General features: G+C 74.4%; 9 protein-coding genes and 2 riboswitches. Of the genes, 1 reads left to right on the top strand and 8 read right to left on the bottom strand.

The window, feature by feature from the left end; genetic code table 11:
• Nucleotides 1–6: 6 nt before the first annotated feature.
• Both FH610_RS01315 and cobG read right to left on the bottom strand, forming a co-directional pair.
• Nucleotides 7–639: a precorrin-8X methylmutase gene (locus tag FH610_RS01315; protein ID WP_139572284.1), complete on the bottom strand. Its 633-nt coding sequence runs from the start codon at nucleotides 637–639 to the stop codon at nucleotides 7–9.
• Between the two features lie 10 nt (nucleotides 640–649).
• The gene (gene cobG, locus FH610_RS01320) at nucleotides 650–1,789 is read right to left on the bottom strand and encodes a precorrin-3B synthase (RefSeq protein WP_139572285.1); all 1,140 of its coding nucleotides are present in this window, start codon (nucleotides 1,787–1,789) and stop codon (nucleotides 650–652) included.
• A 72-nt stretch (nucleotides 1,790–1,861) separates the two neighbouring features.
• Nucleotides 1,862–1,984: riboswitch (cobalamin riboswitch) on the top strand.
• A 53-nt stretch (nucleotides 1,985–2,037) separates the two neighbouring features.
• On the opposite strand from cobG, the gene cobN reads away from it, so the two are divergent.
• Complete coding sequence (gene cobN, locus FH610_RS01325; RefSeq protein ID WP_139572286.1) at nucleotides 2,038–5,625, top strand: cobaltochelatase subunit CobN; 3,588 nt, start codon at nucleotides 2,038–2,040, stop codon at nucleotides 5,623–5,625.
• Here cobN and FH610_RS01330 read toward each other — a convergent pair.
• From FH610_RS01330 to FH610_RS01355, 6 genes are all read right to left on the bottom strand, one after another.
• Nucleotides 5,583–6,929: a cobyrinic acid a,c-diamide synthase CobB gene (locus tag FH610_RS01330; RefSeq protein WP_205825504.1), complete on the bottom strand. Its 1,347-nt coding sequence runs from the start codon at nucleotides 6,927–6,929 to the stop codon at nucleotides 5,583–5,585. The genes cobN and FH610_RS01330 overlap by 43 nt on opposite strands.
• A complete protein-coding gene (cobO, locus tag FH610_RS01335; protein WP_139572288.1) occupies nucleotides 6,926–7,528 on the bottom strand; it encodes a cob(I)yrinic acid a,c-diamide adenosyltransferase in 603 nt (200 codons plus the stop codon). Before cobO ends, FH610_RS01330 begins: the two co-directional genes overlap by 4 nt.
• A 1-nt stretch (nucleotide 7,529) precedes the next feature.
• Entirely contained in the window at nucleotides 7,530–9,551 is a 2,022-nt protein-coding gene (locus FH610_RS01340; protein ID WP_139572289.1) for a VWA domain-containing protein, read from the bottom strand.
• Nucleotides 9,548–10,105, bottom strand: a complete 558-nt coding sequence (locus FH610_RS01345) for a histidine phosphatase family protein (RefSeq protein ID WP_139572290.1) — start codon at nucleotides 10,103–10,105, stop codon at nucleotides 9,548–9,550. Before FH610_RS01345 ends, FH610_RS01340 begins: the two co-directional genes overlap by 4 nt.
• Entirely contained in the window at nucleotides 10,099–11,619 is a 1,521-nt protein-coding gene (locus tag FH610_RS01350) for a cobyric acid synthase (protein ID WP_139572291.1), read from the bottom strand. The genes FH610_RS01345 and FH610_RS01350 overlap by 7 nt, the downstream gene beginning before the upstream one ends.
• Nucleotides 11,620–11,649: 30 nt before the next feature.
• A riboswitch (cobalamin riboswitch) is annotated at nucleotides 11,650–11,846 on the bottom strand.
• Between the two features lie 11 nt (nucleotides 11,847–11,857).
• Nucleotides 11,858–13,324 carry a serine/threonine protein kinase gene (locus tag FH610_RS01355; protein WP_139572292.1) on the bottom strand — a complete coding sequence of 489 codons (1,467 nt, stop codon included), beginning with the start codon at nucleotides 13,322–13,324 and terminating at the stop codon, nucleotides 11,858–11,860.
• Between the last annotated feature and the right edge of the window lie 70 nt (nucleotides 13,325–13,394).

Raw genomic sequence — 13,394 nt, forward strand, 5'->3', positions numbered from 1 at the left:
GTCACGTCACTCCTGCTCGCTGGCGATGGCGTTGATCGCCGCCGCCGTCATGGCACTGCCGCCCCGGCGGCCGTGGACAACCAGAAACTCCAGGCCGGACGCCGCGAGGGCGCGCTTGGACTCGGCCGCGCCGATGAAGCCGACCGGGACGCCCAGCACGGCGGCGGGCCGTCCCGCGCCCTCCGCGACCAGTTCGAGCAGCCGGAACAGCGCGGTCGGGGCATTGCCGACGGCCACGACCGCGCCGTCGAGACGGTCGAGCCACAAGTCGAGGGCGGCGGCGCTGCGCGTGGTGCCGAGCCGCTCGGCGAGGGCGGGCACACGGGGGTCGCCGAGTGTGCAGATGATCTCGTTGGCCGCCGGCAGGCGCTTCCTGGTGACCCCGGAGGCGACCATCTGCGCGTCGCACAGCACGGGCGCGCCCGCCAGCAGCGCGGCGCGCGCCTTCGCGACCACGCCGGGGGAGTAGTCGAGGTCGGCGACCAGGTCGGTCATGCCGCAGGCGTGGATCATGCGGACCACGACCCTGGCCACGTCGTCGGCCAGGCCCGTCAGGTCGGCCTCGGCCCTGATGGTCGCGAACGACCGCCGGTAGATCTCCGCTCCGTCGCGGACGTAGTCGTGCTCGGGCACGGACACCCCTGTTCGTTCAATGGCTCACGCGGTAGCCGCCGGGCGTGGCGACCACGTCGGTGACCCGCCCGCGCGGACGCCCGCAGCGGCGCTCGCACCCGGCCCAGTGCATAGCCCCACCGGGCAGGACAGGCGAGCCGGACTCCGCCCAGCGCAGCGCGTCGGCCTGGACGTCGGCCAGGGCCTTGGCGCAGCCGGGTCGCCCGGTGCAGGCCGACAGTCTGGCGTACGGGGAGGCGGGATCGGTCACCAGCCCCGCTCCGGTGAGCGCGGCGGTCACCGGGGCGGCCGCCTCGGGGACCAGATCGGGCAGCACGACGGTACGCCACGGCGTCAGCCGCACCTCGGCGGGGGGCAGGTCGGCGAGCAGGCCCGCCTGCGCGGTGGTGAGCCTGCCGAGCGGCACGATCACGTCGACCGCGACCCGCCCGTCCGCCTGCGGAAACACCCCGCCCTTACGCGGCTCGGCAGCCGCCACGGCCACGGGCGCGGCACCGGGAAGGCGGGCGGCGATCGTCGCGGGGCCGTCGGGGAGCTCGGCCATGCGCCAGGCGTCCCCGCGTATCGACTGGAACGCCTCCGCGGCGGCGAGAGCGACGGCGACGGCGGCGTCGGCGGTCACCGAGCTGACCGGTTCGCCCGCGAGCAGGAGCGTCAGATCCCCGCAGGCGTGCGCGGCGAGCGTCACGTCCGCGCCGAGCCCGAGGACGTCGCCGGTGCCGTCGTCGAGCGCGAACAGGAATCGGCCGGGCAGGCCGGCCAGCGCTGGACGCCCGCACAGGCCCGCGTCCAGCGCCGGCACCAGCGGCCGGACGTCGAGGACGCCCGTAGCCGACCGGCCGCTGAGGGGCGAGGCGACGATGTTGCGCACGCGTTCGTGGGTCGCCGACGGCAGCAGCCCGGCGGCGGCCATCCGCGCGGCGAACGCGGCCGGGTCCGCCAGCCCGCGCACCTGGACGTTGGCGCGTGACGTGAGCTCGATGATCCCGTTGCCCAGTTCCCCGGCGCAGGCGGCCAGCTCGCGCAGCGCGTCGGTGGTCAGGGCGCCGCCGGGCACGCGGACGCGGGCCAGCGCCCCGTCCGCGGCGGCGTGCACCTGGAGCGCGCCGGGGCAGGCGTCCCGAGCCGCGCGTCCGGAAATGCCACCTATGACCACAAGCAGGATGCTAACGCCAGTTTTTCGATAGGGCCTCCGTCCCGTAGGGTCTGCGGTGAGCGATGGCAAGCGGAGGAAGCCGGTGTGAATCCGGCGCGGTCCCGCCACTGTGACCGGGGAGCGAACCCCACCACACGGCCACTGTCGGAAGACGGGAAGGCCGGGGTGAGCGTCGATCCGGGAGCCAGGAGACTCCTGCCGTCGTGCCGCCACGACCCGGGGCGAGGACCCCGAGGGAGGACTGTGCCATGCGCGCGGACGAGCCACTCATCGTGCTGTTGTCCACGTCGGACACCGATCTGCTGAGCGCGCGCGCCAGCGGGGCGGCGTTCCGCCTGGGGAACCCGGCCCGGGTCGCCGTGGACGACCTGCCCGTGCTGGTCGAGGGGGCCGGCCTCGTGGTCGTCCGGCTGCTCGGCGGGCGGCGCGCCTGGGAGGACGGGCTGGACGCCCTGCTCGCGGGCCCGCGCCCGGTGGTCGTCCTCGGCGGCGAGCAGGCCCCGGACGCGGAGCTGATGGAGCTGTCCACGGTGAGCGGCGGTGTGAGCGGGGGCGTGTGCGCCGAGGCGCACGCCTATCTCGCGCACGGCGGCCCCGCCAACCTCGCCGAGCTGCACGCGTTCCTGTCGGACACGGTCCTGCTGACCGGTCGCGGCTTCGCGGCCCCGGCCGCAACTCCGAACTGGGGCGTCCTCGAACGCGACGCCCGGTCGGGCGACGGCCCGGTGATCGGCGTGCTCTACTACCGGGCGCACCACATGGCGGGCAACACCGGCTTCGTCACCGCGCTGTGCGACGCGATCGAGGTTGCGGGCGGCCGGGCGCTGCCGGTCTTCTGCTCCTCGCTGCGCACCGCCGAGCCCGAGCTGCTCGACGTGCTGCGCCGCGCGGACGCCCTCGTCGTGACCGTGCTCGCGGCGGGCGGCTCACGGCCCGCGACCGCGTCGGCGGGCGGGGACGACGCGGCCTGGGACGTCGGCGCGCTCGCCGGCCTCGACGTGCCCATACTGCAGGGCCTGTGCCTGACGACCGGCCGCGCCGACTGGGAGGCCGACGACGACGGCCTGTCCCCGCTGGACGCCGCCTCGCAGGTCGCGATCCCCGAGTTCGACGGGCGGATCATCACGGTGCCGTTCTCGTTCAAGGAGATCGACGACGACGGCCTGACCGTCTACGTCGCCGACCCCGAACGCGCGGCCCGGGTCGCGGGCATCGCCGTCCGGCACGGCCTGCTGCGTCACGTGCCCCCGCCGGACAAGAAGCTCGTCGTGATGCTGTCGGCGTACCCGACGAAGAACTCGCGGGTCGGCAACGCCGTCGGCCTGGACACCCCGGCCAGCACGGTCGGACTGCTGGCCCGCCTGGCCGAGGAGGGCTACGACCTCGGCGACGGGTTCCCCGGCCAGGCCGCGCAGGACGGCGACGCCCTGATCCACGCGCTCATCGCCGCGGGTGGCCAGGACCAGGACTGGCTCACCGAGGAGCAGCTCGCCGCCAACCCCGTGCGCATCCCCGCCGAGACCTACCGCGCCTGGTACGACACCCTGCCCGGCGACCTGCGCGCTGATGTGGAACGCCACTGGGGCGCCCCGCCCGGCGAGCTGTTCGTCCACGAGGGCGACATCGTGCTCGCGGCGCTGCGCAGCGGGAACGTCGTGGTGATGGTCCAGCCCCCGCGCGGCTTCGGGGAGAACCCGATCGCGATCTACCATGACCCCGACCTGCCGCCGAGCCATCACTACCTGGCGGCCTACCGGTGGCTGTCGGCGGAATTCGGTGCGCACGCCATGGTCCACGTCGGCAAGCACGGCAACCTGGAGTGGCTGCCCGGCAAGTCGGCGGGCCTGTCGGCGTCCTGCGCCACCGACGCGGCGATCGGCGACCTCCCGCTCGTCTACCCGTTCCTGGTGAACGACCCCGGCGAGGGCACCCAGGCCAAGCGACGGGCGCACGCCGTGCTCGTGGACCACCTGGTGCCACCGATGGCCAGGGCCGAGACCTACGGCGACATCGCCCGCCTGGAGCAGCTCCTCGACGAGCACGCGACGATCGCGGCGATGGACCCGGCGAAGCTGCCCGCGATCCGCGCCCAGATCTGGACCCTCATCCAGGCCGCCCGCCTCGACCACGACCTCGGCCTGAGCGAGCGCCCGCACGACGCCGAGTTCGACGAGTTCATCCTGCACGTGGACGGCTGGCTCTGCGAGGTCAAGGACGCCCAGATCCGCGACGGCCTGCACGTCCTCGGTGCGGCCCCGACCGGCGAGGCCCGCGTGAACCTCGTGCTGGCCATGCTGCGCGCCCGCCAGATGTGGGCCGGCCGCGAGACTCTGCCCGGCCTGCGCGAGGCACTCGGCCTGACCGAGGACGGCAGCGCCGCGACCGGCGTCGTGGACCGCGTCGAGGCCGAGGCCCGCGCGCTCGTCACCGCCATGGAGGAACGCGGCTGGGATCCGGCCGCCGTCGCCGACGTCGCGGACGACCCGGCGGTCGCGCGGGTGCTGAGGTTCGCGGCGACCGAGGTGGTGCCGCGGCTCGCGCGTACCACCGACGAACTCGACCACGTGCTGCACGCGCTCGCCGGGGGATATGTGCCCGCCGGGCCGTCGGGGTCGCCGTTGCGCGGGCTGATCAACGTGCTGCCGACCGGCCGCAACTTCTACTCCGTCGACCCGCGCGCCGTGCCGAGCCGCCTCGCCTGGGAGACCGGGCAGGCCATGGCGGACTCCCTGCTGGCCCGCTACCGCGCGGAGACCGGCGACTGGCCGCGCTCGGTCGGGCTGTCGGTGTGGGGGACCAGCGCGATGCGCACCGCCGGTGACGACATCGCCGAGGTGCTCGCGCTGCTCGGCGTACGGCCCGTCTGGGACGAGGCGTCGCGGCGGGTCACCACGCTCGAACCGGTGCCACTGGACGAGCTGGGCCGCCCTCGCGTGGATGTGACGGTGCGCATCAGCGGGTTCTTCAGGGACGCGTTCCCGCACGTGGTGGCGATGCTCGACGACGCCGTCCGGCTCGTCGCGGGGCTCGGCGAGAGTCCCGAGGACAACTACGTGCGCGCCCACGTGGACGCCGACCGGGCCGCGCACGGCGATGCCAGGCGTGCGACGCTGCGCGTGTTCGGGTCGCGTCCGGGGGCGTACGGGGCGGGCCTGCTGCCGCTCATCGACAGCGGCAACTGGCGCGACGACGCCGACCTCGCCGAGGTGTACGCCGTCTGGGGCGGCTACGCCTACGGGCGCGACCTCGACGGCGCGCCCGCCCGTGAGGACATGGAGAACGCCTACCGCCGCATCGCCGTGGCCGCCAAGAACGTGGACACCCGCGAACACGACATCGCCGACTCCGACGACTACTTCCAGTACCACGGCGGCATGATCGCGACCGTCCGCGCGCTGACGGGCCGCGCGCCCGCCGCGTACGTGGGCGACAGCACCCGCCCCGACGCCGTCCGCACCCGGACCCTGTCGGAGGAGACCGCGCGGATCTTTCGCGCCCGGGTCGTCAACCCCAACTGGCTCGCCGCGATGCGCCGCCACGGCTACAAGGGCGCGTTCGAGCTGGCCGCGACCGTGGACTATCTGTTCGGCTACGACGCCACCACCGGCGTCGTGGCCGACTGGATGTACGACACGCTCGCCTCGACGTACGTGCTCGACCCGGTCAACCGCGACTTCATGGCCACGTCCAATCCCTGGGCGCTGCACGGCATCGCGCAGCGCCTGCTCGAGGCCGCCGAGCGGCGCATGTGGGAGCACCCCGACCCCGAGGTGCTCGCCGGGCTGCGCGACGCCTACCTCGCGATCGAGGGCGACCTCGAGGAGGGTTCGGCGTAGGCCAGCAGTCGCCGGGCGAGCTGTGGCGCGCCCGCCCAGTGCAGGTGCAGGTAAGACGCGGTGAGCCGGGCGTCGCCGGCCCCGTCGGCGCCGCCCCGCCACCGGAAGACGGGCTGTTCGCCGCCGGTGACCATGGTCCGGTGGAACTCGTGGCCGCGGAGCCGCTCGCCCTGCCGGGTCAGCAGCGTGTCGCGTACGGCCACGGCGTCGCGGTAGCCCAACGTCAGCCGGTCGGTCATCCGCCCCACGCCCGGCACCCGGCCGCACATCGGACGGCCGTCCAGCTCCTCGCAGAGGTAGAGCAGTCCCGCACACTCGGCCGCCACCGAGCCGGGGAAGGCGGCCACTTCGGCGCGCAGCCGCTCGTTGGCCGACAGCTCCGCCGCGTACACCTCGGGGAAACCGCCGCCCACGACCAGTGCGGACGCGCCCTCGGGGAGGGACTCGTCGCGTACCGGATCGAACACGGCGACCTCGGCCCCGGCGGCGGCCAGCATCTCGACGTGCTCGGCGTAGCCGAACGTGAACGCCGCGCCGCCCGCGACCGCCACCACCCGGCGTTCGCCGGGTTCGTGTCCGTCCGACGGGTCCCACGGCTGTCCGGTGAGCGGGGACGCCGTCGCGGCGAGGCGTACGAGACCGTCCAGATCGCACGACCCCGCCACGAGCGCGCCGAGCCGGTCCACCGCCGACACGGCGGCGGGCAGCCGCTCGGCCGCCGGGACCAGCCCGAGGTGCCGCGACGGCGTCATCACGTCGTCGTCGCGGTGGACCGCCCCCAGCACCGGGACCCCGGTCTCCTCCAGCGCGGCCCGGCACAGCTCCTCGTGGCGGGCCGACCCGAGACGGTTCAGCACCACGCCCGCCACCCGCACCCGCGAGTCGAACGTCGCGAACCCGTGCACCAGCGCCGCCACCGACCTGCTCTGCTTCCCGGCGTCCACCACGAGTATCACGGGTGCGCCGAGCAGCCGCGCCACGTGTGCGGTCGAGGCGAAGTCGTCCTCGCCGCGCCCGTCGAACAGTCCCATCACGCCCTCGACGACCGCGATGTCACAGCCCGCGGAACCGTGCAGGAACAGCGGCGTCACCCGGTCCTCGCCGGTCAGCCAGGGATCGAGGTTGCGGCCGGGACGCCCGGCGGCCAGTGTGTGATAACCCGGATCGATGTAGTCGGGTCCCACCTTGAACGGCGCGACGCGTAGCCCGCGCGCCGCCAGGGCCGCCATCAGCCCGGTGGCCACGGTCGTCTTGCCGCTTCCCGAGGCCGGGGCCGCGACCACGAGACGCGGGACGCCCGTCACCACTCGATGCCCTTCTGACCCTTCTGCCCGGCGTCCATGGGATGGCGGACCTTGCCCATCTCCGTGACGAGGTCCGCGGCCTCGACGAGCCCGGCCGGGGCGTCGCGGCCGGTGATGACGACATGCTGCGAACCCGGTCGACCGGCGAGCGCCGAGATCACGTCGTCGAGGTCGATCCATCCCCACTTGAGCGGGTAGGTGAACTCGTCCAGCACGTAGAACCGGTAGGTCTCCGCCGCGAGGTCGCGCTTGATCTGCTCCCAGCCCTCGCGCGCGTCGGCCGCGTGGTCGGCCTCGGTGCCCGGCCGCTGGATCCACGACCAGCCCTCGCCCATCTTGTGCCAGGCGACCGTGCCGCCCTCGCCGCTCGCGCCCAGCACGGTCAGCGCGCGCTCCTCGCCGACCCGCCATTTGGCCGACTTCACGAACTGGAACACGCCGATCGGCCAGCCCTGGTTCCAGGCGCGCAGCGCCATCCCGAACGCGGCCGTCGACTTGCCCTTCCCCGGACCCGTGTGGACCATGAGCAGCGGCCTCGTCCGGCGCTGCCGGGTCGTCAGGCCGTCGTCCGGTACGTTCTCCGGCTTGCCCTGCGGCATGTCAGCTCGCCTTCCTTCTATCGCGTACGAGGTCACCGAGCGACTCCAGCGGAAGCACGCGCGCGCCCAGTCGCAGGGCGAGCGCGTGCGCCATGCCCAGGCGGACCGGGCCGCCCTCGCAGTCGACGACCACCGAGGTCACACCGGCGAGCGCGGCGGCCGCGCGGGTCACGTCGCCGCCGGAGGTCGCGCGGCCGTCGGTCACGACGACCAGCAGGGGGCGGCGGTCGGGGTCGCGGAGTCGTTCCACGCGGAGCACGTCGGCGGCGGTGGCCAGGCCCTCGGCGAGCGGGGTGCGGCCACCCGTCGGGAGCGCTCGGAGGCGGGCCGCGCCGGCTTCGACCGACGAGGTCGGGGGGAGTGCGACCGTCGCGCCCGCTCCCCGGAAGACGATGAGGCCGACCTTGTCCCTGCGCTGATACGCGTCCAGCAGCAGGCTCAGCACCGCCGTCTTGACGGCCGTCATCCGCCTGCGCGCGCCCATCGAGCCGCTGGCGTCCACGACGAACAGGACGAGGTTGCCTTCGCGGCCTTCGCGGACGGGCTCGCGCAGGTCGTCCCGCTTGAGGACCAGGCCGGGGCCGCGCCTGCCGCGGCGGAGTTGGTGCGGGGCGGCGGCGAGGAGGGTCGCGGGGAGGTCGATGGCGGCGGGGCCGGCGCCGGTCGGGACACGGGTTCCGATCGTCCGGCCGTGCCGTCCCCGGCCACTCGACCGCCGCCCCGCGACGCCCGCTCCGACTCCGGTGACTTTGAGAACGGGAACGCGGAAGGGAACACCGGCCGCAGCCACGCCTTGGGGGCGGTCGCCGGAGCCGGTGGCGGAGCCGGACCCTTCGGGGGCGCCCGTAGTGCCTCCGGGGGCGCCTTCGGTGGTGCCGTCGCCGGCGCCCGAGTCGCCGGAGCCGTCCGGCGCCTCGGGCCGGCCGGGGCCGGAGCCCGGCCCGCCGGAGTCATCGGGATCCTCGGGATCCTCGGGATCCTCGGGATCCTCGGGATGCTCAGGCGCGGCGGGCTCGGTCTGGTCCAGGAGCTCGTCGAGAAGACGCTCGTCCAAGCCGGGCGCGTCGAACGGGTCCCGGCGACGCCGGTGGGGCAGCGCCAGCCGGGCCGCCACCCGGACGTCCTCCCGGGTCACCACGTCCCGGCCCTGCCAGGCCGCGTGCGCGACCGCCGCGTGCGCCGTGACGAGATCGGCCCGCAGCCCGTCCACCTCGAACCCCGCGCAGACAGCGGTGATCTGCCGCAGTCGCGAGTCGGGCAGCCGCACCGACCCGAGGACGGCACGGGCACGCGCGATCCGTGCGGCCAGGGCGGCCTCCTCCGCGGCCCAGCGCGCGGCGAACCCCTCCGGATCGGCGTCGAACGCGAAGCGCCGCCGCACGACCTCGGCCCGCTCGTCCGGCTCCCGCGTCGCGCGCACCTCCACGGTCAGTCCGAACCGGTCGAGCAACTGCGGCCGGAGTTCGCCCTCCTCCGGATTCATGGTCCCCACGAGCAGAAACCGCGCGGCATGCCGTATCGAGACGGTCTCCCGCTCGACGTAGCAGACCCCGAGCGCGGCCGCGTCGAGCAGCAGGTCCACGAGGTGGTCGTGCAGGAGGTTGACCTCGTCCACGTAGAGCACGCCGCGATGGGCCGCCGCGAGCAGCCCCGGCTCGAACGCCTTCACGCCCTCGGTCAGCGCCCGTTCCAGATCGAGCGAACCGACCAGCCGATCCTCGGAGGCCCCCACCGGAAGCTCGACGAGGGACGCCGCCCGCAGCGCCCCGGCCGCGTCGGGCTCGTGCGGCCCGTCGGGGCAGCCGGGGTCCGGTGCCTCGGGATCGCAGTGGAACCGGCACCCCGCCACCACCGCGACCTGCGGCAGCTGCGCCGCCAGCGCACGCACGATCGTGGACTTCGCGGTCCCCTTCTCTCCGCGGACGAGAACGCCGCCGACCCGGGACGAGACCGCGTTGAGCACCAGGGCCAGCTTCAGATCGGCGAGCCCGACGACGGCGCTGAACGGATAGGCGGGGTTCACAGGGCGGCCTTCCTGTTGACGTGAGCGATCCGCCAGCCGCCATGCCGGGCGGCCAGCTCGGTGCGGGACAGCGGGGCGATGTCGAACAATGCGGCCCGCGTCGCGGTCAGGCCGAGCGCGTGCGCGAGTGCGGCCCGGACGGGCCCGGCGTCGCAGACGGCGACCACGCGGGCGGCGTCCACGTGCACCGACTCCAGCCACGCGGCCACCCGCGCGCCCAGCTTGGCGAGACTCTCCCCGCCGTGCGGGGCGGCGTCGGGGTCGGTCAGCCAGGCGCCGAGGCCCTCGGGATCGGTCTCCGCGATCTCCGCGAACGGCCGTCCCGCCCACGTGCCGTAATCGGCCTCGGCGAGCGCCCCGACCACGACGGGCTCCCGCCCGGCCGCGGCCCGCGCGGTCGCCACAGCCGCGGGCCAGGGCGCGGCGAAGACCACCGCGTCATCGGGAAGGGTCAGCGTGGCGGCCCGCGCCAGCCCCGACGGATCGGCGTCCTCGGGCGCGGGGAAACAGGCGCGCCGCGTGCCCGGCGTCCCCGCCTGGCGGATGATCAGCATGGGCCGGCCGGGCCGCTCGCACCGCTCTCACCGGGCGGCAGGGTCCGCAGGCCGGGCGTGGGCCCGCTCCCGATGAGCGAGATCAGCGCGCCGGTGTCGACGTTCCGCTCGACCAGGTCCCCGAGCGCGTCCAGCCGCGCCTCCCGCAGCCCCGCGAACGACAGCGTCGGATCGCCCCGGAACTCCCGCCCCGCCGCCCGCGCCACCTCCCCGAGGAAGGCTCGCCGGAACCCGTCGTTCTCCAGCGCCCCGTGCCAGGTCGTGCCCCACACGTTTCCGACGCGGCACCCGTCGAGGAACGGTTCACCGCCGTCGCGGGTGACGACCCCGTGGTGGATCTCGTACGCGCGTACCGGATGCCCGTAGCCCTCGCCGGCCGGTCGCCCGAGCGTCTTCTCCCTCGCGAACGCGACGTCGGCGGGGAGCAGCCCCAGGCCGGGCACCGTGCCCGCGCCGGACTCCACGTGGTCGGTGATGGTGCGGGCGAGCATCTGGTATCCGCCGCAGATCCCGAGCACCGGACCCGTCCTGCGGACGACGAGGTCGGCGATGCCGGTGTCGCGCAGCCAGGCCAGATCGTGCACCGTGGCCCGCGAGCCCGGCAGAACCAGCAGGTCGGCGTCGGCGCATGCGGCGGGTGAGGTGACGAAGCCGACCGTGACCCCCGGCTCGGCGGCCAGCGCGTCCACGTCGGTGAAGTTGGAGATGCGCGGATACCGCACGACGGCCACGCGCAACGCGCCGTCCGCCGCCGCGCTCCCCGTGTTCGCGGGCCTGTTGTCGAGCGACAGCGAGTCCTCGACATCCATCCACAGCCCGTCGAGCCACGGCACGACCCCGTAGACCCGGCGCCCGGTCAGCCCTTCGATCATGTCGAGCCCCGGCGCGAGCAGCTCCCGCGCGCCCCGGAACTTGTTCACGATGAATCCGGAAATGTGCGCTTGGTCGGCGGCGTCGAGCAGGGCGACCGTGCCGTACAGGTGCGCGAAGACGCCGCCGCGGTCGATGTCGCCCACGATGATCACAGGCAGCCCGACGGCTCTGGCCAGCCCCATGTTCGCGATGTCCCCCGCCCGGAGGTTGATCTCGGCCGGGGACCCCGCCCCCTCGCAGATCACCACGTCGAACTCGTCGGCCAGCCGCCGGTAGGACTCCACGGCGATCGCGCGCAGCTCGTCGCGGCGCGCGCCGTATTCCAGTGCGTCCACGTCCGCGACCGGCCGTCCGCGCACGACGACCTGGCTGCGGCGGTCGCTGCCCGGCTTGAGCAGGATCGGGTTCATGTCGGCCGTCGGCTCCAGCCCGCAGGCGGCCGCCTGCACGGCCTGTGCCCGCCCGATCTCCGCGCCGTCGGCCGTGACGTAGGAGTTCAGTGACATGTTCTGCGCCTTGAACGGCGCGACCCGCACGCCGCGGCGGGCCAGCCACCGGCACAGCCCGGTCACCAGCACGCTCTTCCCGGCATCGGAGGTGGTGCCCGCGACAAGCAGGCCGCCGCCGGGCGCCACGTCCATGGGACGTCCCCCCTGGGGGTGTCCGCGCCCCCGGTAAAAGGTCCGACGGCCGGAGTATCCTGGCTCCCGGATCGGCGCTTCCCTCAGCCTTCCCGCCCATGCGGGGCAGTGGCGTGGGTGAGGGTCGCTCCCCGGTGACAGTGGCGGGACCGCGCCGGATTCACACCGGCTTCCTCCGCGTCCGTCGCTTGCGGTGGTCAACATACACCTTCGTGCCGGATGTCCGGCAAGTGTGCCGCTATGTGCGTTTCAGAGTGGCGATCATGTAGAACGGCTCGTTCTTCGTCACCGTGTTCTCGCCGTGCCCGTTGTAGTCGAAGGTCATCGTCCCGTTGTCGTGGACGGTGAGGTAGATCGTGCCGTTGCGCACGCAGTTGCCCCGCATCGACACCCGCTTCAGCCGCACGGTCGTCCCGCTGACCACCTGGAGCTTGGACCTGCCCACGCACCGGTAGTCGACGAACTGCTCGGTGACGGTGTCGCCGCCCTTCGGCACGGTCAGCACGAGCGTGTCGTACGCGCCGGGCTCGTAGTCCACCCTGCCGCGCCACACGCCCGAGAAGCGTGCCGTGAAGCGCAGGGGCACGCGCGCGGCGGGCGTCGGCGTCGGCGTGGGCGCGGGTGTCCGTGTGGGTGTTCCTTCGAGTGTCGTGGTGGGTGAGGGGGCCGGCGTGACGGCGGCAGCCGTGTGCCGCGTGTCACCGCCGGCGACGCCCTCGGACGGGAGCACGGACAGCAGCACGGCCCCCGTCGTCGCGGCCGCGAGTGTGACCGCCGCCCCCGCGAGCAGCCCCCGGCGGCGGCCGGAGCCCCGCCGTGAGGGGAGGGTGTCCTGTTCCGGATGAACGGGATGCCTCGCGGTGATGAGCACGCCCGGGATGTCCCCGGCGGTCCCCTCCGGCACCGCGGCGAGCAGTCGCATCGTGATGTCGAGGATGCCCGGGCGCTCGGCGGGGTTCTTGCGCAGGGCCAGTGCGACGATGGAGCGCAACGGCTCTTCCAGGTCGCCGAGGTCGGGCTCCTTGGTGAGCACGCGGTTCAGCACGGCCGGTAGCGCGTCGTCGCCGAACGGCGGCCTGCCGGTGGCGGCGAACACCATCACGCCGCCCCACGCGAACACGTCCCAGGCGGGCGCGGGCGGCTCGCCGGCGACCTGCTCGGGCGCCATGTAGGCGGGCGTGCCGACGGTGCCACCGGTCGCCGTGGTCGCGCCGAGACGGCGGGCGACCCCGAAGTCGACGACCCTCGGACCGTCGGGCCCCAGCAGCACGTTGGCGGGTTTGAAGTCGCGGTGGACGATCCCGGCCTGGTGCACGGCGGCGAGTGCGGTCGCGGTCGCGACGGCCAGCCGGTGCAGGGCGGGCCCGGAACGCCGTCCCGCATGCTGCAGCGTGGGGCCCTCCACGTACTCGCTCACGACGTAGGGCCGCGGGCCGTCCAGGTCGAAGTCGAGCACCCGAGCCACGCAGAACGGCGCGACCCGCCGCGCGGCGGCGATCTCCCGCGCGAAGCGGCGGCGGGCGTCCTCGTCCCCCGGCCGGCCCCCGTACGCCGGTTCGTGCAGCAGCTTGACCGCCACCGGCGCGCCCTCGGCCGTACGGCCGAGGTAGACCACCCCCTGGCCGCCCGCGCCGAGGCGGCCCTCCAGCCGATAGCCGCCGATCTCGGCCGGATCTCCCGTGAGCAACGGCCCCACCGCAGGCATGCAGCCCTCCTCGGCCCGTTTTCCCCTCACCTTAGATGAACGGAACGCTGGTGCTTCTCGATCATGCTTG

The sequence above is a fragment of the Microbispora catharanthi genome (assembly GCF_006334915.2).
GTDB classification, from domain to species: domain Bacteria; phylum Actinomycetota; class Actinomycetes; order Streptosporangiales; family Streptosporangiaceae; genus Microbispora; species Microbispora catharanthi.

Bases quoted from the DNA above. Each gene is read 5' to 3' on its own strand.
- cobN (WP_139572286.1), top strand. From the start codon at position 2,038: ATGCGCGCGGACGAGCCACTCATCGTGCTGTTGTCCACGTCGGACACC.
- cobO (WP_139572288.1), bottom strand. From the start codon at position 7,528: ATGCCGCAGGGCAAGCCGGAGAACGTACCGGACGACGGCCTGACGACC.
- FH610_RS01345 (WP_139572290.1), bottom strand. From the start codon at position 10,105: ATGCTGATCATCCGCCAGGCGGGGACGCCGGGCACGCGGCGCGCCTGT.
- FH610_RS01355 (WP_139572292.1), bottom strand. From the start codon at position 13,324: ATGCCTGCGGTGGGGCCGTTGCTCACGGGAGATCCGGCCGAGATCGGC.
- FH610_RS01350 (WP_139572291.1), bottom strand. From the start codon at position 11,619: ATGGACGTGGCGCCCGGCGGCGGCCTGCTTGTCGCGGGCACCACCTCC.